We start from the raw sequence: 22052 nt of genomic DNA on the forward strand, positions 1-22052 counted from the left end.
ACTCAGTGACCCTTACGCTTCATTGTGTCGGATGACGAAGCGCGGCGAGTAGTCAGCCCTGGATTCACTCATGCTCATCTTTACCCGGCTCTCCTGGGCCGGTACTCGGGGCGGGATTACAGGTCGCACCGGATACCGGCTCGTTGACACCGTTCTCTTCGGTGAGTGGCGTCGCGGGCGGCTCCTCCTCGTCGGGCAGGACGGTGAGTTCGGCGGCACCGGCCCTGGTCAGGGTACCGACGGGCGCATCCGGCCCCGCGGGGTCGATCAGCGCGAACGACGGGAGCCCGAGCAGGGTGCAGGTGCCGTCCGCGGTGCCCACCGCGAGGAACCAGCCGTCACTCTCGTCGTGGTACATCCAGCCGGCGTCCAGAGCGCCCCACCGCGGTTCGTCGCCGATTTTCGGAGCCGCCTCCACAGTGGGTGCCTCGTCGTCGTCGGATTCGCTGGGTAACCGTTCGGCCGTGGGCGTGGCGGCGCTCGCCGGGGCCGGGTCGCGCTGGGATTCCGGGTCGCGCTGGGATTCCGGGTCGCGGTGGGATTCCGGGTCGCGGTGGGATTCCGGGTCGCGGTGGGATTCCGGGTCGCGGTGGGATTCCGGGTCGCGGTGGGATTCCGGGTCGTCCGGGGACTCCGGGTCGTCCGGGGTGGGGTAGCCGCGGGTCGGGCCGGGTGCCGGGGCGGCGGGAAGGGTGAAGTCAGTGGTCGGGTAGCCGCGCGCCGGCTCGTCCGGTGTCGGTGACGTCTCCCAGCCTGCGGTGGCGGGCTGCATAACGTCCGGATAGGGCGAAGGAGCAGTGGGGCGCGGCGGAACCGGGACCAGGGGCGTGGCGTACCCGAAGGGTGTGGACTCGGCCGCAGGCCGGGGACCGGGGATGGCGGGCAACGCACGCTTCTCCGGAGCGGGTGAGGCAGCCGCGAGGGCCGCCCGGCGCGGAGGTGGCGAGATCGGACGATGCACTTCCTCGGGCACCTTCTGCAGGCGACGCTCTTCGACGCGGTCGGCGACCCGGGCGAAGCTCGCCCCGACCAGTGCGAACAGGATCACTCCCGCGACGATCGCGGCCAGCACCGCGGTGGCGCCGCGATCCGGCGCGAGTCGCCAGCAGAGCACCGCTCCGGACACGCTGGTGAGCAGAAACCCCAGCAGAGCCGAGAGCGCGGCCGGGAACTGGGTGATCGAACTGTGGCGTGGACTGTCGACACGCACCGCGGCCCGAGCGTGGGCGAGGATCACCGAGCCGCCACAGGCGAGCAATAACCCCAGGCCGAGCGCGACGGCTGCGACCAGAGTCGTCCTGTCCACCGGTTCCTCCGCGCAATCGTGCGCATCCCACGCCGCCGACGGTCGCCGTGCCGCGTGTGAATCAGGGTAACGGGTCGCACAGGGGACGATGGTGACTGATGGTGGCGTTGATCGTCCGTACCGACGAGCCGCGGAGGTCCGGATGGGGTGATTCACCGGGCTCAAGAGCTGAACACTGTTATTACCAACTCTCCGGACGTAGCGGTAGCGTGTCTTAGCGTCACCAGAGAGGTGGTGGTACGTCGGCATGCCGATCGACGGATGCGGGAACCCAGTAGTGTCCGTGGCCGTGTAAGGGCCGAGGAGTCGGCGTACCAATGCGGGAGGTACAGATGCTGACCCACGTGATCCAGGCGACCGCAGGGATTCCTGACGAGATCCTTGCCGCGGCTGACCCGGGCGGCACGACGCTGAACACCGACGGCATCGTCGGGTTCATCGTTTCCAAGATCGTGCCGATCCTGCTGGCAGTCGTGGGTGTCATCATTTTGAGTAGGTCCGGTAAGGGCCAGTGGTCGGCGGCGCTGACCACCGGTGGTATCGCCCTGCTCGGCATCGTCTTCATCGCGGGCGCGGGGCTGCTCTTCGCGTTCGGGCAGAGCTTTGCCGAGCTCGTCCTCGGAGGCTGACCCGGATGCGGCTACGCCCGGATGACGACATCTACCGCGCGAAACTGCTCTTCCTGGGTCCGAAGGGCTTCACGCTACCGGTGCACCTGCCCTATGTGGCGTATCCACTGTTCGCTGTGGTGCTCGCCGCGATCATCCTGATCCGGTACGCGCTGACCCAGCATGTGGACTATTTCCCTGCGATCGAGATCGCCCTGTCGATCGTCCTGACCTCAGTGATCCTGCGCCAGGTGAGTCCTGACCGGCCGGTCCGTGCGGTGCTGCGCACCGCGGCGACGGACTGGCGGCGGGACCGGACCGCCGGTGAGCGTGGCGGGCGTGCCCGGTCCAGGATCGTCGTTCGGGAGACCATTCGATGAGCGGACGTCACTCCTGGGGAGACGCGGATGCGGCTGCGGCCGCGGAGGCGGCTGCTCGGGGAGAGCAGGGTGGTCCTGGCGCCGCCTCTGACGGCGGTACCGGCGCTGACGGCGTCGGGACCAACGGTGGTGGCGCTAACGGCGGTGTGGGTGCTAACGGTGGCGCTAACGGCGGTGTGGGTGCTAACGGTGGCGCTAACGGCGGTGGTGTGGGTGCCAACGGTGGTGGCGCCAACGGTGGTGGAGCGAATGGTGGCGCGGGCGCCGGTGGCGCTGGTGTCGAGGAGCGGGAGAGCGTGGCTGCCGGTGCGAGGCGGGGTGGGGCTCGGCGCTCCGGGTTCCCGGTGTTCCGGCCCGCTGGGGCGCGGGTGCGGGGTGGGGATGCTTCTCCGGGGGCGTCTCCGGCGCAGCCGGAGGAGTCTGTGGCTGGTGCGGGGGCGCCAGATGTGACGGACGCGCCGGAGGCCGATGCGGACGGTTCTACGTCGACGGGTTCGGGGTCGACGGGTTCGGGGTCGACGGGTTCGGGGTCGACGGGTTCGGGGTCGACGGGTTCGGGTTCGGGGTCGACGGGGCCGGCTTCGACGGGCTCTGGGGCGGTAGGGCCGAGTTCGACGGATCCGTATGACGCGGATCTGGAGTCGGCGATATCCGATGCGTTGCAGTTGGTGCCGCCGGCACCTGCCGATCCGGCGGGAACGCCGGATCGGCAGGAGACTGAGTCGCGGGCGCCAGGTGCGCGATCGGGGCCAGGGACGCGGCAAGGGCCGCCTGCGTCAGAGGCGCAGTCGGCGTCGGAGCCGCAGGGATTTGAGGGGCAGTCGGCGGGATCGCAGGGGGCTGGGCGGCCGTCGGCGCCGCAGCAGGGGCGGCCGGTGCCGTCGAGTGGGCCGCCCGGAACGGGCGCGCCGTACGCCGGGCTGGTGCAGCCGTGGCCGGGAGAGTCCGGTGCCGTGCAAGGGGACCTGACCCGGCCCGAGGCTCCGCCCTCACCGTCGGGGGCGCACTCCGCGCCCGAGGCGTTCCATCCGGGCGTGCCGCAGTCGGGCATGCCGCAGTCGGGCATGCCGTATTCGGGCGTGCCGTATCCGGGTGCCTCGCAGCCCGGTCCGTCGCAGTACGGGCCGCAGTCCTCGGGGCCTGGCCCGTCGGGTGTCACCCGGTCGGGACAGGTCCAGTCCGGGGTGCAGTCTGGGCCTCAGGGCGGGGCGCGGGGGACCGGGGAGCCGGCGACCGGGGAATCCCGGGCCGGGGAGCCTGGGGCTGGGGAGCGTGGGGCGGGGGAGCGGGAAGCCGGGGAGCCGGGGGCTGGGGAGGTCGGGGCGGTGGGGCCGCAATCGGCGCCGCCCAGTCGGCCGGGACCTTTCCCGCCGCGGATCATGCCGCCCGGCGCTCGGCCGAACTACGGCCAGCCGCCCGCGGACCCGAACGCCGTGAACGGACCTTCCGGCGCCCACCGGATCATCAACCAGCCGTCCGGCGCCTACCCGGTGCTCCCACCGAATGCGGTGCCGCCGAGCGTGGGCCAGCAGTCCGGGGCACACCGTGTGCTCCCGCCCAACGGCCCACCCCAGGGGAACTTGCCACCCGGCACCGTTCCCCTCGGAAACGTCCACTCACGCGGCAACCCACCGCCCGGCAATGCCGGCCCCAGCAACGTTCCCCCGGGCAGCGGCCCGCACGGCAGCGGCCCGCACGGCAGTGGCCCGCACGGCAGCGGCGCGCCCAACAGTGGGCCGCACGGCAGCGGGGCGCCCGATGGTGGGCCGCAGGGCAATTGGGCGCCTGGCAGTGGGCCGCACGGCAATGGAGCGCCTGGCCGTGGCGCGCCCGGCAATGTGGGGCCCGGCAATGTGGGGCCCGGTAGTGGGGCGGCGGGGAATGTGCCGCCCGGGGTTGGACAGCACTCCGGGGCGCACCGCGTGCTGCCTCCGAACGGGACGCACCCCGGCAACGTTCCGCCGAGCGTCGCTCAGCAGTCCGGTGCCCATCCGGTGCTTCCGCCGAACGCCGGGCCACATCCCGGCCCGGCGCAGGGCTACCCCGGCCGGTCCGCCGGCCCGGCCCAGCGCCCCGGCGCAGGACCGCAGAACCAGGCACCCTACGGCGCGCCCTCTCAGGGCCAGGCGCCTCAGGGCGGGGGCCCTCACGGCCCCGGACCGAACAACGCGGGTCCACAGCGCGCAGGCGGGCGCGACCCACGCGGACAGGGCGGCCCCCAGGGCCCCGCACCGCACTCCGCCCCGCCGAACACTGCGCCGCGCTCCGGCATACCGCGCGGTGGCGGCTACCCGACCCCCAGCGGCCCCCAGGGCCACCCTGCTGATGGCCGCCCCGACTCCGGTCAGGGCGGATACCCCGGCCCCGGGCAGGGCGGGCGCCCGGTCTCGGGTCCGGTGGGCCGTCCGGTGTCCGGTCCGGTGGGCCGTCCGGTGTCCGGTCCGGTGGAGCGGCCCGGGATGGACTCGGTTGGGCGGCCCGTGTCCGGTCCGGTGGAGCGCCCCGGGATGGACTCGGTTGGGCGGTCCGTGTCCGGTCCGGTGGAGCGCCCCGGTTCGGGCCTGGTCGGCCGTCCGGTGTCCGGGCCGGTGGAGCGTCCGGTTTCGGGTCCGGTTGGGCGCCCCGTGTCCGGGCCGGTCGGGGCGGACGGGTTGGAGCGGGGGCCCGGTCCCGCGCCGTGGCCCGTGCAGCACCCCCTGAACGCGGCACCGCGCAACGCGGTGCCGCCGTCGACGCTGCCCACTCACCCGGCATCGGTCGCGGTCGCGTCGCCGACCCGGATGCCGAGTCGTCCGGTGACCGGCATCCCGGCCTCCGCGCCGCCGCAGTCGGCCCCGCCGGTCCCGCTCTACGTGCCGGCGCCCGAGCGCTACCCCGCGCTGGCTCCCCCCGAGCCAGACGACCCAAAAACAGCTCGTGATGAGCGTCGATCTAAGAAACGTAAGCCACGACGGGTGAAGAGCCGGGCTCCGAAGGAGCGGAAGGACCGGGCGGCGGTTCATGAACTCGAGCTGCGCGAGATCGCCGGGCACCTGACCTTCACCCGCAACGACGTGACCGCGTGGTACCACCTGCCCGACATCCAGTGGGCGTTCCGCGCTGACAAGGAGCGGACGTCGATCCTGCTCGGGATCGCGGCGCAGTACGCCGCGCTGGGCGGGTACCGGCTGCACATGCGGCGGACCAACCGGCCGTATCCGGCCGTCGGCTGGGCGCGACGGATGGCCGCGCTGACGCCGCACCCGGTTCCCGACGTGCGGGGCGCACCGAGCTGGTCGGACCACCTCGAGGCGGGGCAGCGACGACTGCACGCCACGAGCCTGGCCGAGGGCGAGGTGTACCTCGGTGTCGTGTTCCAGCGGCGCACCATGCGCGAGCAGATGGTCGAGACGCTGAACTCGCTGCGAAACCGGGGCTCCGGCAATGCGGAGCGGGCACGGCTCGAACAGCTCGTCGGACGGTTCGACGAGGTGCTCGGCGCGTTCGGTATGCAGGCCCGTCCCGCGACGGCGAAGCAGGTGGAGTGGCTGATCCACCGGTCGGTGGCGCTGTGCATGCCGCCGCCGCCGGCGCTCTCGCCGGCCGAGTCGGGGGGCTGGGAGACCGGGGACCTGCTCGCGTTCACCGAGCACACGATGCGATACCGGTCGCCGTACGGCAGCACGGTCAAGCTGCTCTCGCGGATCGGCGACGAGCACGTCGAGCGACACGTCGCGGTGCTGACGTTCGGCCGTATGGAAGAGCTCGCGATCCCCGAGCGGCACGAGCCGTGGCTGCACTTCCACGAGCAGTTGCCGTGGCCGATGGAGCTGTCGAGCCGCGTCGACGTGCTCGGTCAGGGCGACGCGTTGCGTTCTCTGGAGCACAAGCTGCTGACGATCCGGTCGCAGCAGCGCGACTACCACGAACACGAGATGGACGCCCCGCCCGAGCTGGAGCGGCTCGCGCAGCGGGCACTGGACATCTCCGACGAGATGTCGACGGGTCTCGACCTGGACGCCGCCCGGATCCACGGCTGGCACCGCATCGCGGTGTCGGGGCGGACCGAGGAGGAGTGCCTGAAGCGGGTCCGGGCGCTGACCGACCACTACCGGTCGATGCGGATCACCCTGAACCACCCGCGTGACCAGCTGCGACTGCTCGACGAGTTCATTCCGGGCCAGCCGGTCGCGAACACCGGTTACCTGCGGCGGATGCCGGCGAAGTACTTCGCGGCGGCGATTCCGCAGGCCGCGGCTGCGATCGGTGACCGGCGCGGACCGATCATCGGGGAGACGTGCGGGACCTCGCACCGCCCGGTCATGTGGGATCCGCACTATGCGACGGAGGTCCGGGAACGGTCCGGACTGACGGTGTTCGTGGCCGAGCCCGGTGGTGGTAAGTCGACGCTGATGGGCGGTATCGCCTACCTGGCGGCACGGCGCGGGGTGCAGTGCACGATCCTCGACCCGTCGGGTCCGCTGGCGCGGCTGGCGACGATGCCGGAGCTGGCGCCGTACTCCAAGGTCTACAACCTGACGCGCGGAGAGCCGGGGACGCTGGCGCCGTACGGGCTCATCCCGACGCCGCGGCGTGAGCACTTCGGCTCGGACGAACTGGGTACTGCGGAGTGGAACTCGGCGATCGCCGCCGCGCGCGCCGAGCGGAAAGCGCTGGCCACCGACATCTGCATGATGCTGTTGCCGCCGCAGATCCAGCGCGAGCGCTCGTCGCCGATTCTGCTGCAGCGGGCGGCTCGGCAGGTGGAGCCGGAGGAGTCCGCGACGCTGGACGATTTGGTGGCCACCGTGGCGACGTTCGGCGAGGAGGGGGCCGAGCTCGCCGAGACCCTCGGGGACGTTCGGGACATGCCGCTCTCGCGGTTGTTCTTCGGGCGGTCGACGGCTCAGTACGGTCAGGACGAGGCGGTGCTGACCATCATCACGATGGCCGGGCTCGCGCTGCCGGACCTCTCGATCGACCGGGAGTTCTGGCAGCTCGAGGAGCGCATGGCGTTGCCGATGCTGCACCTGGCCACGGCGTTCACCACGCGTCGGGCGTACGGGCGGGCGATGAACGAGCGGAAGCTCGTCGCGCTGGACGAGACGCACTTCCTGGCCGGCTGGGGGTCGGGGCGGGCGCTGTTCACCCGACTGGCCCGCGACTCCCGTAAGTGGAACATCGCGGCGCTGGCTGCTTCGCAGAACCCCGTGGACATTTTGGGCCTGGACGTCCAAAATCTAGTGTCGACGGTGTTCGTGGGGCGTATCGCCGAGGATCCGGAGATCGCAGCGCAGGCTCTTCGTATGCTCGGTGTACAGCGTGGAATCGGGTACGAGAACACGCTGGCGCAGTTGTCAGTCGCGGATACTCAGAACGACCAGCGGCTCGGCTACCGGGAATTCGTCATGCGTGACGTTGACGGCCGGGTCCAGAAATTCCGGGCGGACCTGGCTTATGTGGCCGGGCTGCTCGAACACCTTGACACCACCGCCGATCCGCTCGGCGATGCGGGCCGGAGTTCCGGCCAGGAGGGTGATGCCCGGTGACCCTTTCTTCTGAACCGATTGCGGCTAGCGCGTCGAGTGGGTCTCGTGCGTCGAGTGGGTCTCGTGCGTCGAGTGGGTCTCGTGCGTCGAGTGGGTCTCGTGCGTCGAGTGGGTCTCGTGGGTCGAGTGGGTCGAGTCGGCGGGTTGTGCCGGCTGGGCGGGTGGTGGCTTGGGTTTTGACGGTGTTGGTGGTGGCGGTGGCGACGCTTTTTGCGTCGCCGGGGGTTCGGCCGGCGCAGGCGGCTTGTGGGCCGTCGGATCCGGCGGCTTGTTTGCCGAGTAGTAGCGTGGTCGATTGCCTAGACCCGCCCACCCCAGCCATGCCCGACACGGGCGCAACTAGCTTCTTCGTCAAAGAGCCGGATACTTCGGTCGGTGCTGCCGTAGGTACCACTAGTTCATTGACATATTACAAGTATGGTTATGCTGGCCTGCAGTATCACACTTACGATCTAGGTTGCGGTCCGGATGGTGCCGTTGCGCCGGACGCATTGGTCAACACCAGCATCTCGAATATGATGTTCAGTGTTGCGACCTTTATTACCGGACTTACAAACTCAGTACGTGAGCACGCTTTCGATCCAAAGCAAATGTGGGGTTGGACCGACGAACTAGTCGGCACTGCGAGTGATGCACTATATAAGAGGATTTTTACTACTCTGGGATTTATATCGATCGTCATTGTTGGCGCCTGGCTAGTCTGGAGCGCGAAACGCGGCGATATGTCCGACGCTGCGCGGACTGCTGGTTGGGCCGTTCTGGTTCTGATTGTGACGTCTGCAATCGCCGCCTGGCCAATTCGTGCCGCGACGGTCGCTGACAACACGCTCACTGGGTCGCTAGGGGTTATCAATAGCGCTCTGCACCCACAAGGGTCGGATCGCTGCGGAAGTTTTGACTGCCAAGATGTTGACCCTCAAAGTCAGGCAAGCGGAATCGTTACCGATGTCGTTCTGTATCGGCAGTGGCTTAGCGGGGAGCTTGGATCGGCGGACAGCAAGACAGCCAAGGAATATGGGCCGAAGCTGTATGATGCGTCTACTTTTAGTTGGCAAGAGGCTGCTGCAGTCCGCGCAGATCCGAAGACTCGTGCGGCTTATGTAAAGAAGAAGCAAGAGAATTGGAAGCAGTACGCTTCCGAAATTCAGAAATCCGACCCTGATGCATACGAATATTTGACGGGCAAGCAAGGCTCTTCACGTATCGGTTCATCCTTCACGGCTCTGATTGCGGCTTTGGTGGCTGCGCCTTTCGACCTAATGGCGTCAATCCTCATTATTATTGCTTTCCTAATCATTCGATTGGCGGTAATCTTCCTGCCGGCTATTGCTGTGGTGGGGATATTGCGGCCTGCTTCCGGGCCTTTGCGGGGGCTGTTTCGGACTGTGGTTGCCGCGATTCTCAACTGCGTGATCTTCGGCGTGGGCGCTAGCGTCTATCTGCTTGCCCTCGAACTGATCACCAGCACAGCCTCGCTCGCCGGATGGCAGCAAATTCTGCTGATCTTCCTCACCGGCCTAGTCATGTGGTTACTGCTCCGTCCCTTCCGTCGGCTCACCAGCCTCGCCGGCGGTAACCCCTTCCACGACCTCGTCGGCGGCCTCGGTGCCGTCCGGCGCCGGGCGTTCGGCGACGCTCGCGCGGCCGGAATCGCCGCCGCGGGGGCGTTCATCGGCAACAAGGCGGCCGAGGACGACGACAAGCGCAGCGAGGCCCGGCCGGAGTCCTGGAGCCGGGACCGTTCGTTCGTGCAGGCCGGCGACGCTCCTATCGAGAGCGGCGCCGAGACCCGCACCCGCGGAGGCAGCAGACTCGCCGACGAGTCCCCGGTCGTGATGGCCGGAACCGGCGTAGGGAGCAGCTCCCGCCCGGAGAACAGCACCACTACCGGCGGCTCGTACACCGGCGTCGGCTCCCACTCGGGAGCCGGCAGGAGTACAGACGACGGCGACATGGTCACGCCCGCGGGCGCCCGTCCACCGATGCGCGTTCCCGCCGGCCCGGCACGTCCGGAGAACGGCTCCGGCCTCGACTACCGCGACCCGTCCTACCCGGTGTCGACCCGCGGCGAGTCGGTCCCGGTCGAAGCCGAGGAGCGGTTCGTCGTCTACCGGCCCGACAGCGGCTACCGCACCGTGGAGCCGGACATCCGTCCGGAATCCCGCCCCACCCCGCGTCAGAGCGCCGACGCCACCGCGGGCAGCCGCCCCGACTAGGCACCGGCAGCAAGAGCGCCAGCACCCAGAGCACCGGCAGCAAGAGCGCCCGCACCTAGAGCACCAGCACCGAGAGCGCCAGCACCCAGAGCGCCAGCAGCGACACCCCAAACAAGCACCGCCAACGACACCCCGAAACCACACCACCAGCGAAAGGAGCGCATGGATGGCACGGCTGCCGGCGGGTATCTACCTACGCCGGCCGGGTTACCGGATCCTCTCCGCGCTCGTGCTGGCCGTGATCGTCGCGGGCGTAGTGCTGCTGGCGCGGCTGTTCGGCTCGGTCACACCGAACGGTACGGAGGCGGCCCCCGCCCCAGCGCCATCCCGCACCGTGTCGTCCAGCGAAGGCGACGACAGCGTCTACGCGGAGGCGAGCCCGAAAACGACCCCCGCGACCCAGGTCGGTGAGGCGTTCGTGCGCGCCTGGCTGCAGCCGACCGACGGACGCTCGCAGGACCAGTGGTACGCGGGCCTCGCCCGCTACGCCCTCCCTGACCTCGCGACCCAGCTCAAGGACGTCGATCCGACGACGAACCCAGCGAAAGCGGTCACCGGTGACCCCACCGCCACCGTGGTGAGCGAGACCAGCGCCCAGGTCGTCGTCCCGACCGACGCCGGTTCGGCGACGACGCTGTGCGTACTCACCGGGGACGGTTGGCGAGTCGCGACGATCGACCTGGGGAAGTGAGGCGTCCCCATGGCTGTCGATCTACGTCCGGACGCGGAGGAGACCCAACCGGAGGGTAAGTCGCGGCTGCGGAAGTTCGTGGTTATCGGCATCGCGCTGGTGGCGGCCAGCGCGTTGCTCTGTCTCGGCTTCACGCCGATGGTCTTCAACTCGGTCGTCCAGAGCATGCGCGACTCGGCCGAGAACGCCCAGCAAGGGTGCGGCTCGCTGGGCTTCAGCGTCGACGACAACGTCAAGATCGACGGGCTGGCAGCCGACCAGCTGCAGAACGCGGCGACGGTCATCGGTGTCGGGCAGAAGATGAAGGTGCCGCCGCGCGGATGGGTGATCGCGCTGGCCACCGCACTCCAGGAAAGCCTGCTCCACAACTACACAGTCGCCACGGACCACGACTCGGTCGGACTGTTCCAGCAGCGGCCCAGCAGCGGTTGGGGCAACGCGCCGGCGAGCCCGAGCGACACCCGCTCGCCGGCCCAGCGGCTCACCGACCCGGCGTACGCGTCGGCCAAGTTCTACGAGAAGCTCCTACGGACGCCGAACTGGAACGCGCGCCGGGTGGCCGACGTGGCCCAGGCAGTGCAGATCTCCGCGTTCCCCGAGGCCTACGCGCGCTGGGAGGGTTTCGCGACGCTGCTGGTCAACCGCATCACGAAGGGTGCCGCGAACGGCGTCGTCGCAGAGCAGGGCGACCCGATCCGCTGCCCGGCGCCGGGTGAGGTGAGCGGCGCGGGCTGGACGGTGCCGGCGCTCGGCCACGTGGGTAGCGGTTTCCGGACGCCGGACCGGCCCGGTCACGCCGGTGTCGACATCATCGTGCCGCGGTACACGGTGATCCACGCGGCCAGCGCCGGGATCGTCGTCACCTCGAAGTGCAACGCCTCGACCGGGAACTGCGATGTCGACGGCAGTCCGGCGGTCAAGGGCTGCGGCTGGTACGTGGAGATCGCGCACACCACCGGCCTGACCACCCGGTACTGTCACATGGTCGAGCGGCCGGCCGTCGTGGTCGGGCAATCGGTGGAGGCCGGGCAGCCGCTGGGCAAGGTCGGGTCGTCGGGTAACTCGTCCGGGCCGCACCTGCACTTCGAGACGCGCGTCAACGGCGAGGCGGTGAACCCGATCGCGTTCATGGCGGCCCGCGGCGCGCCCCTGGGGGAGTCACAGCGATGACCAGGCCAGATCGGCGCCGAGCGCTCCCGCAAGCCGGGTGATCGTCGCGCGGGTGACTCGGTCGCCGACGCGGTCGGGAAGCCAGGCGCAGACGATCCCGGCGCCGGTCACGTCGGCGGTGGAGCAGACGGCGGCCAGACACTCCTCGATCTGGGTGAGGGAAGGTCCGGGGCCCGACGGGAAGCGCAGCCCGGGCAGCTGCGCGCTGTCGATGATGTCGATGTCGAGGTGCAGGTAGACCGGCATTCGGCCGAGCTTCTCGACGGCGGAGGCGAGGGCGGCCGGTTCGGCGGGCACGCGGACGACCTGGCTGGCGGTCAGAGCGGCGCGCTCGGCGGGATCGAGGTCCCTGGCGTCGGAGAGAATCACGTGGGCTTCTGCGACCGGCGCGAGCGCATCGTCGAAGAGGTCGGGTGTCCGGCCGGTCAGCATGGCCAGCGCCATGCCGCCGAGGTAGCCGCTGGTCGTGATGGCCGGGGTGTTGAAGTCGCCGTGCGCGTCCAGCCAGACCACGGCCAGGTCGCGGGGACTGTGCCGTAATCCGGCCACCGCTGCCCGGGCGGTGGGGCAGTCCCCGGACAGCAGCAGCGGCCTGGCGACCTGCGCAACCGCGTCGGCGACGTTCCGATGCAGCAGGCTCATCCGGTCGGGGACCGGGCCGGCCGGCAGGGACGGCCAAGCCATCTCCGTCGCGCCGGCCGGCACCGGAAAACCGGGAAGGTGCTCGTCGAGGTGCCAGGGCGTGACGATGGGGTCCCAGGCGCGGTTGGTCATGAGATCAATAAACTGGGCCCGTCAATTTCTCGCCCGGACCCTGCCCCGGCGGGTCGGGGATCACCGACGACTCACGGAACGCCCGCTGCAGGCTGGAGAGGCCGTCACGCAGCGGAGCCGCGTGCGCGCCGAGGTACTCCACGGACGACATGATCAGGCCGGCGAGGGCCGTGATCAGGCGTCGGGCCTCGTCGAGGTCGCGGTGGGGCGAGGAGTCGGGATCCTCGGACGCGAGCCCCAGGCGCTCGGCGGCGGCGCTCATCAGCATGACGGCGGCGCGGCTGATCACCTCGACCGAGGGAATCTCCGCGAGGTCGCGGACGTCCGGTTCGAGGGAATGCACGTCGCTGGCTGGGTGTTCGGAACTCATGCCTGGTACCCTGGCAGAACGACCAGCCGTCCGCGCAGCGGGTGGCAGCCAAGAGGAGCCCCGCTCCCACCCTCGCAGCCGCAAGGCAGCAGGGTCCGGTCAGAGTTTGACGTGGTGAAACACGCCAACAGACCGGTCGAGTGGGCCCCAGCATGCGCTGGGGCCTTCACGTGTTGTGGGGCTTCGGACCGGCAGGGTCACGACTAGAAGTACGTCCGAGGAGGTCCCATCAGCGTAGAGCTGCGTGTGAACGACCAGATCCGCGCCCGCGAGGTGCGTCTCGTCGGTCCTGAAGGAGAGCAGGTCGGCATCGTTCCGGTTGCCGAGGCCCTGCGCCTCGCCCAGGACACCGACTTGGATCTGGTCGAGGTCGCGCCCACCGCGCGGCCGCCCGTCTGCAAGCTCATGGACTACGGAAAGTTCAAGTACGAGAGCGCGCAGAAAGCACGGGAGGCGCGGCGTAACCAGAGCCTCACCGTGATCAAGGAAATGAAGCTTCGGCCGAAGATCGACCCGCACGACTACGAGACCAAAAAGGGTCACGTGGTGCGGTTCCTCAAGGCCGGCGACAAGGTCAAGATCACGATCATGTTCCGTGGTCGCGAGCAGAGCCGCCCCGAGCTGGGATTCCGGCTCCTCAAGCGGCTCGCCGACGAGGTGACCGAGCTCGGCTTCGTCGAGTCGTCGCCCCGTCAGGACGGCCGCAACATGATCATGGTGATGGCCCCGCACCGCGCGCTGAAGACCGTTGGTCAGCGCGGTTCAGGGGAAGAGACAGAGGAATCGGGCGCCCCAGCGGACGCCTGAGGCGGAACGGGAGGCGCGGCACCCGGACGACGGGCGCCGCGCCCCGGTACGCCCTGAGTAGGTAATCGAACAAGGAAAACTGATGCCGAAGAACAAGACCCACAAGGGCACCGCCAAGCGAGTGAAGCTGACCGGTACCGGCAAGCTGCGTCGCCAGAAGGCGAACCGGCGCCACCTGCTGGAGCACAAGTCCAGCACCCGCACGCGTCGCCTGGACGGCACGACCGACTTCGCGCCGACCGAGACCAAGCGAATCAAGCGCCTGCTCGGTATCTGAGTCTTTTTCCCTTGACCATTGATCGTCGCCGCCCGACAACGGGGACCGGACGACGACCGCTAGAAGGACAGGTGTACCCGTGGCACGCGTGAAGCGGGCGGTCAATGCCCAGAAGAAGCGCCGGACCACCCTTGAGGCCGCGAAGGGTTACCGCGGCCAGCGCTCGCGGCTCTACCGCAAGGCCAAGGAGCAGCTCCTCCACTCCGCGACGTACTCCTACCGCGACCGCAAGGCGCGCAAGGGTGACTTCCGCCAGCTCTGGATCACTCGCATCAACGCTGCGGCTCGGGCCGAGGGTCTGACGTACAACCGCTTCATCCAGGGCCTGCGCCTCGCCGAGATCGAGATCGACCGCAAGGTTCTCGCCGATCTGGCCGTCAACGACGCCGCCGCGTTCGCGGCGATCGTCGCCGTGGCCAAGGCCGCGCTGCCGGAGGACACGTCGGCGCCGCGTGAGGACGCAGCCTGACCAGGTCTTCCGACCGTTTGACGCGACCCGAGGATCCACCGCTCGCGAGCGGTCGGACTCCTCGGGTCGCTGCTGCTCGGCGTCTGACGCGCCGTTCGCGCCGGGACGACCTCCGTCAGTTCCTGGCGGAGGGACCGCAGGCGGTCCGCGAAGCGCTCGCGCTTCCCCCCGGTGCGCCGGGTGCACCGTCGTTGGTCTTCGGCACAACTGCAGCTTTGCGACGCTATGAGCAGCTTGTTGCGAGCGCGTCGGTACCGGTGATCCCGGTCGACGAGGCGGGCATGGCGGGGTTGTCGGAGACGGTGTCGCCGCAGGGGCTCGTCGCGGTGTGTTCGTTCCTGGACGTGCCGCTGTCCGCCGTGTCCGGACCGCTCGTGGCTGTGCTGGCCGAGATCCAGGACCCGGGGAACGCGGGAACCGTACTGCGGACCGCGGACGCCGCGGGCGCGGGTGGCGTCGTCTTCACCGACGGCAGCGTGGATCCGTACAACGGGAAGTGCGTCCGTTCTTCGGCGGGCAGCCTGTTCCATCCGCCGGTCGTCCGCGGGGTATCGGCTTCCGACGCCATCGACTCGCTGCGGAACGCAGGCATGCAAGTGCTGGCGGCGGACGGCTACGGCGAGGACGACCTCGACGACCTGGCCGACGCCGGGGAGCTGTCGCGGCCGACGGCGTGGGTGTTCGGGAACGAGGCGCGGGGATTGCCGCCCGAGTTGGCCGCGCTGGCGGACCGCAGGGTGCGGATTCCGATCCACGGGCGCGCCGAGAGCCTGAACCTGGCCGCCGCGGCTGCGGTGTGCCTGTACACGTCGGCGAGGGCGCTGCGTCGGATCCGCTAGAGTCCCTAGCAATCACGACGTACGAGGAGGGGCGAGCGGTGCGCTACCGGCACGAGTTTCGCCGGCCCGCCGGTCGGGCCTGACGCTCCGAACCCCGGCGGGCTGCGGCACAGCCGCCCGTACTTGATCACCCCGCGCGCTGTAGTGGTGTGTGCCCTCGCGCGCGATCAGTCGGAGGACGGAACCCCACTCGCATGTCTGGACCCAACGACAGTTACGACCCCAAGCAGGTCGCGCTCCTGAGCGAGGACGCGCTCGGCGACGCGGTGGTGAGCGCCGAGAAGGCGTTCGCGGACGCTGCCTCGCTGGACGGGTTGCACACCGCGAAGAGCGCGCACCTCGGCGACCGCGCCCCGGTGTCGCTGGCCCGCCGTGAGCTCGGCGCGCTCCCGCCGCAGGCCCGTGCCGACGCCGGCCGCCGCGTCAACGAGACCCGCAAGGCCATTCAAGCCGCATACGACGCCCGCGAGGCGGTCCTGGTCGCCGAGCGTGACGAGCGGGTGCTGCGCGAAGAGACCGTCGACGTGACGCTGCCGTTCGACCGGCGTCCGCGCGGCGCGCGCCACCCCGTCGCCGCGCTGTTCGACCGGGTCAGCGACCTGTTCATCGGCATGGGCTACGAAATCGCCGAAGGCCCTGAGATCGAGGCCGAGTGGCTGAACTTCGACGCGCTGAACATCGCGCCCGACCATCCGGCCCGCTCCATGATGGACACGTTTTTCATCGAGCCGCCCGAGGGCGGTCTGGTGCTGCGGACGCACACCTCGCCGGTGCAGGCACGCACGATGCTCGACCGCCGCGAACCCCCGATCTACATCGCCGCGCCCGGCCGGGTGTTCCGCACCGACGAGCTCGACGCCACGCACACGCCGGTGTTCAGCCAGGTCGAAGGCCTCGTCATCGACAAGGGCATCACGATGGCGCACCTGCGCGGCACGCTCGACCACTTCTCGAAGTCGATGTTCGGCCCGGAGGCGGTCACCCGGTGGCGGCCGTCCTACTTCCCGTTCACCGAACCGTCGGCGGAGTTCGACGTCTGGTTCCCGCACGCCAAGGGCGGTCCACGCTGGATCGAGTGGGGCGGCTGCGGCATGGTCAACCCGCGCGTGCTGATCGCGTGCGGCATCGACCCCGACGTGTACACCGGCTTCGCGTTCGGCATGGGCCTCGAGCGTGCGCTGCAGTTCCGGCACGAGGCCACCGACATGCGTGACATGGTCGAGGGCGACGTGCGCTTCTCGACCGCTTTCGGGATGGAGATCTGATGCGCGTCGCCGTGTCCTGGCTCGGCGAGTACCTCGACCTCTCGGGCCGCTCGGTCGAAGAGATCGACACCGCTTTCGTCCGCGCCGGTCTCGAGGTCGAGGCCGTCCACCGGCCCGGGGCCGAGATCACCGGTCCGCTGGTGATCGGCCGCGTGCTCTCCGCCGAGGAACTGACCGGCTTCAAGAAGCCGATCTGGTACTGCCGCGTCGACGTCGGCCCCTCGCACAACGACGAGACGGGGAGCCGCGGGATCGTCTGCGGAGCCCCGAACGTGGCGACCGCCGAGTACGTCGTGGTATCACTGCCCGGCGCGGTGCTCCCGGGTGGGTTCGCGATCGCCGCGCGCACGACGTACGGGCAGGTCTCGGACGGGATGATCTGCTCCGGCCGCGAGCTGGGCATCAGCGAGGACCACAGCGGGATCCTGGCGTTCACGGCCGGGGACCTCCCGGCGGACGTGGTGCCGGGTTCGGACGCCGCGCCGGTGCTCGGGCTCGACGACGTCATCTTCGAGCTGGCGATCACGCCCGACCGGGGTTACTGCTTCTCGGTGCGTGGCCTGGCGCGGGAGCTGGCGTCCTCGCTGGACGTGCCGTTCCGTGATCCGGCGTCGCTGGTTTCCGTTCCTGCTTCGTCCGACGACGTGCCGCACGCGGTCATCGTGGAGGACACGGCCGGGTGCGACAGGTTCTACGCACGGGCCGTGCGGGGGCTGAACCCCGCCGCGCCGTCACCGCTGTGGATGACGCGGCGTCTGCGGGCCGCCGGGGTGCGGTCGATCTCGCTGGCCGTCGACGTCACGAACTACCTGATGCTCGAGCTGGGCCAGCCGATGCACGCGTTCGACAGGTCGCGCGTCACCGGGTCGATCGTGGTGCGCCGCGGTCGACCCGGAGAACGGGTGACCACACTGGACGGCACTGACCGCACCGTGGACCCGGAAGACCTGCTGATCACCGACGACACCGGCCCGATCGGGCTGGCCGCGGTCATGGGTGGTGCGACCACCGAGATCGGACCCGACACCACCGACGTCCTGATCGAAGCGGCGCACTGGGACCCGGTCTCGGTCGCCCGCACCGCCCGGCGGCACAAGCTGCCGAGCGAGGCGTCGAAGCGGTTCGAGCGTGGCGTCGACCCGGAGATGACAGCGGTCGCGGCCGAAGCCGCGGTGCGCCTGCTCGTCGAGTACGGCGGCGCGGTGGCCGAGCCCGGTGTGCTGGACCTGGACGCGCGCCCGGCCGTGGAGCCGATCCGCCTTCCGGTGGGGCTGGCGTCGCGGGTCGTCGGTGTCGAGTACTCGCGGTCGGTGGTGGAGCGCCGGCTGCGTGACGTCGGCTGCACGGTGACCACCTCCGGCGAGGACGAGTTCTGGGTGCTGCCCGCGCCGTGGCGTCCGGACCTGACCGACCCGATCGACCTGGTTGAGGAGGTCGCGCGGCTCGAGGGGTACGACAACATCCCGTCGATCCTGCCGCCGACGCCGGCCAGCTCCGGTCTCACCGACGACCAGCGGCGCCGCCGGACTGTGGCGCGGGCGTTGGCCGAGGCCGGGTACGTCGAGGTGCTGAGCTATCCGTTCGTGTCGCCGACCGTCCACGACGCGTTCGGCCTGGACGCTGACGATCCGCGCCGGTCCGCGCTCCGGCTGGCGAACCCGCTGTCGGACGCCGAGCCGGAAATGCGGACGAGCCTGCTGCCGGGGCTGCTCAAGGCCGCGCAGCGCAACATCGGGCGTGGTCAGCGGGACGTAGCGCTGTATGAGCTCGGGCTCGTGTTCTCGGCGTCCGGTGCCGGGCCGGCGCCGCGGTTGGGTGTCGACCGGCGGCCGACCGACGACGAGCTTTCGGCGTTGTACGCGGCGGTTCCGTCGCAGCCGCGGCACGTGGCGGTCGTTCTGGCCGGTGACCGGGATCCCGCCGGGTGGTGGGGGCCGGGTCGCGGTGCCTCGTGGGCGGACGCGATCGAGGCGGCGCGGGTCGTGGCCGCTGCGGCCGGCGTTTCGCTGGAGGTGCGGCGGGGGGAGTTGGCGCCGTGGCATCCGGGGCGGTGTGCCTCGCTGGTCGTCGACGGCCGGGTCGTGGGGCATGCGGGTGAGTTGCACCCGCGGGTCGTGGCGGCGTTGGAGTTGCCGGCGCGGACTGCGGCGATGGAGCTTGATCTTTCCGCGGTTCCGGAGGCGCGGGTGGCTATCGCTCCGGTGATCTCGCCGTTCCCGCCGGCGCTGTTGGATGTCGCGCTGGTCGTCGAGCAGTCGGTGCCGTCGGCGGAGGTGCAGAAGGCCCTCGTCGAGGGGGCGGGGGAGTTGCTGGAGTCGGTGCGGTTGTTCGATGTGTACGCGGGTTCCCAGGTCGCCGAAGGCCACAAGTCCTTGGCCTTCGCCCTGACCTTCCGAGCCCAGGACCGCACCCTGACCGCCGAAGAAGCCACCAACGCCCGAGACGCTGCCATCTCCCAAGCCACCACCACCCAAGGCGCAACCCTGCGGGCGTAATTGCTCGTGTGCGGCTCACATTCGATGTGAGCCGCACACGTAGAATGGGGTAGTGTGCCTAGTCAAGTCGTTTGATCTGCTTTGCAGACAAACCAACTTAGATAACTTTTTTCGACAGTTATCCGGTAACCGATCCGAATATCGAAGGTCTTGTCGGCCCTCGACGCACTGATATCTGCGATCCCTTTTATGACATGCTTGTCACCGGACGCTGGTGCAGCCTCTGAGGGTATCCATGACAGTGCTTGGGGCTTAAAGCCCGCTTCGCTCAGACGGCCCTGTAGCCGATTTATGTGCGTGCTCGGGTCTTCGCCAGAGCAAAGCACATTAGCGAGTCGTTTCTCATCTCGAAACTGTATTGCATCGAAATACTCAACGATCGCACCTTGTGCGCTCCGCTGTTGACCTTTTTGAAATCGCCCCAGCCCAATTATGACTATTACGCCGCCACATATTAGAAGTGCAGCGACTACCGCGCCGATGGCTGTAAAGAGGAAAAGGCGGCGGCGGGGGTTTTGTGATCCAGTCGATTTAGTGTCCATTATAGTCCGATTTGGTAGTCGGATAGTGCTCTAGAGCGTACTCGACGGCTCAACCTAGCCACTTTGTTGGACGAGCGTTGCATGGGAATCCGATAGGATGCATACTCATACGTAGATCCGATCGATGGAGGACATGGTGGGTGTGCGCGCGGCGGTAGCAGGGGCCAGCGGTTATGCAGGAGGCGAACTCCTTCGCCTCCTCCTCTCCCACCCCCACATCGAACTCGGCGCCCTCACCGCCGCATCCAACGCCGGCACGACAGTCGGCGAACACCACCCCCACCTCACCCCGATCGCCGACGTGGTCCTGCAACCGACGTCCGAAGACGTCCTCCAAGGACACGACGTCGTCTTCCTCGCGCTGCCGCACGGTCACTCCGGTGAGATCGCCAACGCGCTCCCGGCCGAAACCATCGTCATCGACTGCGGTGCCGACTTCCGCCTCTCCGACCCTCTCGCCTGGAAGCGCTGGTACAAGTCGGACCACGCCGGCACCTGGCCCTACGGTCTCCCCGAGCTTCCGGGCGCCCGGGACGAGCTCACGAAAGCGACACGCATCGCGGTCCCCGGCTGCTACCCGACCGCCGCGAGCCTGGCCCTCGTCCCGGCCTACCGGGCCGGCCTGGCCGAGCCCGACGCCGTGATCGTCGCCGCGTCCGGCACCTCGGGCGCGGGCAAGTCGCTCAAGCCGAACCTGCTCGGCTCCGAGGTGATGGGCTCGCTCTCCACGTACGGCGTCGGCGGCGCCCACCGGCACACCCCGGAGATCATCCAGAACCTGAGCAAGGCGGCCGACGAGCCCGTGAAGGTCTCCTTCACCCCGGTCCTCGCCCCGCTCCCGCGCGGAATCCTCGCCACCTGCACCGCACCCGCGAAGCCCGGCGTCACCCTGGAAAACGTTCGTGCGGCGTATGAGAACGCGTACAAGAACGAGCCTTTCGTGCAACTCCTGCCGGAGAACCGCTGGCCCACCACCGCGGCCACCCTCGGCGCGAACACCGCCCAGATCCAGGTCGCGTTCGACGGGGACGCCGACCGGATCGTCGTCGTCGCCGCGATCGACAACCTGACGAAGGGCACCGCGGGCGCCGCGGTGCAGTGTCTGAATCTGGCTCTCGGGCTGCCCGAGACCACTGGTCTGCCGATGACGGGAGTAGCACCGTGAGCGTCACGAGCGCGCAGGGATTCGGAGCCGCGGGCGTCGCGGCCGGTCTCAAGGCCAGCGGCGACCCCGACGTGGCACTGGTCGTCAACTACGGCCCGCTCGACGCCGCGGCCGGTGTTTTCACGTCCAACCGTGTCAAGGCCGCGCCCGTGCTGTGGAGCGAGCAGGTCCTCAAGGCCGGTCGGCTGACCGCTGTCGTGCTCAACTCCGGAGGCGCCAACGCCTGCACCGGGCCGGGTGGTTTCCAGGACACCCACGCCACCGCCGAGCGTGTCGCCGAGCGGCTCGGCTGTGGCGCGGCCGACGTCGCGGTCTGCTCCACCGGCGTCATCGGCGAACGCCTCGACATGAACGCTCTCCTCCCAGGCATCGATGCTGCGGCCGGCGCTGCGAACAAAGACGGCGGCCAAACCGCCGCCACCGCCATCCTCACCACCGACACCCACCCCAAAACCGTCACGATCGAGAACAACGGCTGGGTCGTCGGCGGCATGGTCAAGGGCGCCGGCATGCTCGCCCCTGCCCTCGCCACGATGCTCTGCGTCCTCACCACCGACGCGGTCGCCGACGCGGATGCCCTCGCCACCGCCCTCCGCGCCGCCACGAAGAAGACCTTCGACCGCATCGACTCCGACGGCTGCATGTCCACCAACGACACCGTCCTCCTGCTCGCGAGCGGCGCCTCCAAAACCAGTCCCACACAGGAAGAACTGAACCAAGCGGTCACAGCAGCCTGCGAGGACCTCGCCCGCCAGCTCATCGGCGACGCCGAAGGCGCCTCCAAGGAGATCGCCATCCGGATCACCGGCGCCGCCAGCGAAGAAGAAGCCGTCACTGTCGCCCGCAGCATCTCCCGCAACAACCTGCTCATGTGCGCGCTGTTCGGCAACGACCCCTACTGGGGCCGGGTCCTGGCCGCGATCGGCACCACCGATGCCACGTTCGACCCCGACCGCATCGACGTGAGTTTCAACGGGGTCAAGACCTGCGTCAACGGCACCAAGAACCCCGAAGCCGAAACAGCCGACATCACCCCGCGTCATCTCGACCTCGAAGTCGACCTGCATGCCGGAACGAGCACAGCCACCGTCCACACCAACGACCTCACATTGGCCTACGTCCACGAGAACTCGGCCTATACCTCGTGAGC

Annotated in this window: 17 protein-coding genes; 14 read left to right on the forward strand and 3 right to left on the reverse strand. The window is 69.3% G+C overall.

Going from position 1 to position 22052, the window contains the following annotated elements:
• Positions 1-64: 64 nt before the first annotated feature.
• Entirely contained in the window at positions 65-1306 is a 1242-nt protein-coding gene (locus ACGFY5_RS30170) for a hypothetical protein (protein ID WP_392724993.1), read from the reverse strand.
• 344 nt (positions 1307-1650) lie between these two features.
• On the opposite strand from ACGFY5_RS30170, the gene ACGFY5_RS30175 reads away from it, so the two are divergent.
• The 6 genes from ACGFY5_RS30175 (at position 1651) to ACGFY5_RS30200 (ending at position 11899) form a co-directional block, all read left to right on the forward strand.
• Positions 1651-1935, forward strand: a complete 285-nt coding sequence (locus ACGFY5_RS30175) for a hypothetical protein (protein WP_392724995.1) — start codon at positions 1651-1653, stop codon at positions 1933-1935.
• Positions 1936-1940: 5 nt separating this feature from the next.
• Entirely contained in the window at positions 1941-2294 is a 354-nt protein-coding gene (locus tag ACGFY5_RS30180; RefSeq protein ID WP_392724997.1) for a hypothetical protein, read from the forward strand.
• Between the two features lie 2270 nt (positions 2295-4564).
• Positions 4565-7822, forward strand: a complete 3258-nt coding sequence (locus tag ACGFY5_RS30185; RefSeq protein ID WP_392725075.1) for an ATP-binding protein — start codon at positions 4565-4567, stop codon at positions 7820-7822.
• Between the two features lie 401 nt (positions 7823-8223).
• Positions 8224-10038, forward strand: a complete 1815-nt coding sequence (locus tag ACGFY5_RS30190) for an MFS transporter (protein ID WP_392724999.1) — start codon at positions 8224-8226, stop codon at positions 10036-10038.
• Positions 10039-10204: 166 nt separating this feature from the next.
• Entirely contained in the window at positions 10205-10729 is a 525-nt protein-coding gene (locus tag ACGFY5_RS30195; protein WP_392725001.1) for a hypothetical protein, read from the forward strand.
• 9 nt (positions 10730-10738) lie between these two features.
• The gene (locus ACGFY5_RS30200) at positions 10739-11899 is read left to right on the forward strand and encodes a M23 family metallopeptidase (protein WP_392725003.1); all 1161 of its coding nucleotides are present in this window, start codon (positions 10739-10741) and stop codon (positions 11897-11899) included.
• Here ACGFY5_RS30200 and ACGFY5_RS30205 read toward each other — a convergent pair.
• Together ACGFY5_RS30205 and ACGFY5_RS30210 are read right to left on the reverse strand one after the other, a co-directional pair.
• Positions 11888-12673 carry an arginase family protein gene (locus ACGFY5_RS30205; RefSeq protein ID WP_392725005.1) on the reverse strand — a complete coding sequence of 262 codons (786 nt, stop codon included), beginning with the start codon at positions 12671-12673 and terminating at the stop codon, positions 11888-11890. The two genes, ACGFY5_RS30200 and ACGFY5_RS30205, sit on opposite strands and share 12 nt — an antisense overlap.
• Before the next feature lie 4 nt (positions 12674-12677).
• Positions 12678-13043 carry a DUF1844 domain-containing protein gene (locus ACGFY5_RS30210; RefSeq protein WP_392725007.1) on the reverse strand — a complete coding sequence of 122 codons (366 nt, stop codon included), beginning with the start codon at positions 13041-13043 and terminating at the stop codon, positions 12678-12680.
• 228 nt (positions 13044-13271) lie between these two features.
• On the opposite strand from ACGFY5_RS30210, the gene infC reads away from it, so the two are divergent.
• The 8 genes from infC to argJ all read left to right on the forward strand — a co-directional run bounded on the left by infC (position 13272) and on the right by argJ (position 22050).
• A complete protein-coding gene (infC, locus tag ACGFY5_RS30215; protein WP_392725077.1) occupies positions 13272-13850 on the forward strand; it encodes a translation initiation factor IF-3 in 579 nt (192 codons plus the stop codon).
• A gap of 82 nt (positions 13851-13932) precedes the next feature.
• Complete coding sequence (gene rpmI, locus ACGFY5_RS30220; protein WP_035850665.1) at positions 13933-14127, forward strand: 50S ribosomal protein L35; 195 nt, start codon at positions 13933-13935, stop codon at positions 14125-14127.
• Between the two features lie 79 nt (positions 14128-14206).
• Positions 14207-14596 (forward strand): 50S ribosomal protein L20, encoded by a 390-nt coding sequence (rplT, locus tag ACGFY5_RS30225; RefSeq protein ID WP_035850667.1) that lies wholly within the window; start codon positions 14207-14209, stop codon positions 14594-14596.
• Positions 14593-15435, forward strand: coding sequence for a TrmH family RNA methyltransferase (locus ACGFY5_RS30230; protein WP_392725078.1), 843 nt, complete (start codon positions 14593-14595; stop codon positions 15433-15435). The genes rplT and ACGFY5_RS30230 overlap by 4 nt, the downstream gene beginning before the upstream one ends.
• Before the next feature lie 194 nt (positions 15436-15629).
• Positions 15630-16700, forward strand: a complete 1071-nt coding sequence (pheS, locus tag ACGFY5_RS30235; RefSeq protein WP_392725010.1) for a phenylalanine--tRNA ligase subunit alpha — start codon at positions 15630-15632, stop codon at positions 16698-16700.
• On the forward strand, positions 16700-19195 hold the full coding sequence (pheT, locus tag ACGFY5_RS30240) for a phenylalanine--tRNA ligase subunit beta (protein WP_392725012.1): 2496 nt from the start codon (positions 16700-16702) through the stop codon (positions 19193-19195). Before pheS ends, pheT begins: the two co-directional genes overlap by 1 nt.
• 678 nt (positions 19196-19873) lie before the next feature.
• Positions 19874-20902 carry an N-acetyl-gamma-glutamyl-phosphate reductase gene (gene argC, locus ACGFY5_RS30245; protein WP_392725080.1) on the forward strand — a complete coding sequence of 343 codons (1029 nt, stop codon included), beginning with the start codon at positions 19874-19876 and terminating at the stop codon, positions 20900-20902.
• On the forward strand, positions 20899-22050 hold the full coding sequence (gene argJ, locus ACGFY5_RS30250) for a bifunctional glutamate N-acetyltransferase/amino-acid acetyltransferase ArgJ (RefSeq protein WP_392725014.1): 1152 nt from the start codon (positions 20899-20901) through the stop codon (positions 22048-22050). The genes argC and argJ overlap by 4 nt, the downstream gene beginning before the upstream one ends.
• Positions 22051-22052: the final 2 nt, after the last annotated feature.

The sequence above is a fragment of the Cryptosporangium sp. NPDC048952 genome, assembly GCF_043197895.1.
Classification (GTDB): Bacteria; Actinomycetota; Actinomycetes; order Mycobacteriales; family Cryptosporangiaceae; genus Cryptosporangium.

Excerpts from the sequence above, each read along its gene's own strand:
- ACGFY5_RS30180 (WP_392724997.1), top strand. The coding sequence starts at position 1,941 with ATGCGGCTACGCCCGGATGACGACATCTACCGCGCGAAACTGCTCTTC.
- ACGFY5_RS30195 (WP_392725001.1), top strand. The coding sequence starts at position 10,205 with ATGGCACGGCTGCCGGCGGGTATCTACCTACGCCGGCCGGGTTACCGG.
- ACGFY5_RS30200 (WP_392725003.1), top strand. The coding sequence starts at position 10,739 with ATGGCTGTCGATCTACGTCCGGACGCGGAGGAGACCCAACCGGAGGGT.
- ACGFY5_RS30205 (WP_392725005.1), bottom strand. The coding sequence starts at position 12,673 with ATGACCAACCGCGCCTGGGACCCCATCGTCACGCCCTGGCACCTCGAC.
- ACGFY5_RS30210 (WP_392725007.1), bottom strand. The coding sequence starts at position 13,043 with ATGAGTTCCGAACACCCAGCCAGCGACGTGCATTCCCTCGAACCGGAC.
- rpmI (WP_035850665.1), top strand. The coding sequence starts at position 13,933 with ATGCCGAAGAACAAGACCCACAAGGGCACCGCCAAGCGAGTGAAGCTG.
- pheS (WP_392725010.1), top strand. The coding sequence starts at position 15,630 with ATGTCTGGACCCAACGACAGTTACGACCCCAAGCAGGTCGCGCTCCTG.
- pheT (WP_392725012.1), top strand. The coding sequence starts at position 16,700 with ATGCGCGTCGCCGTGTCCTGGCTCGGCGAGTACCTCGACCTCTCGGGC.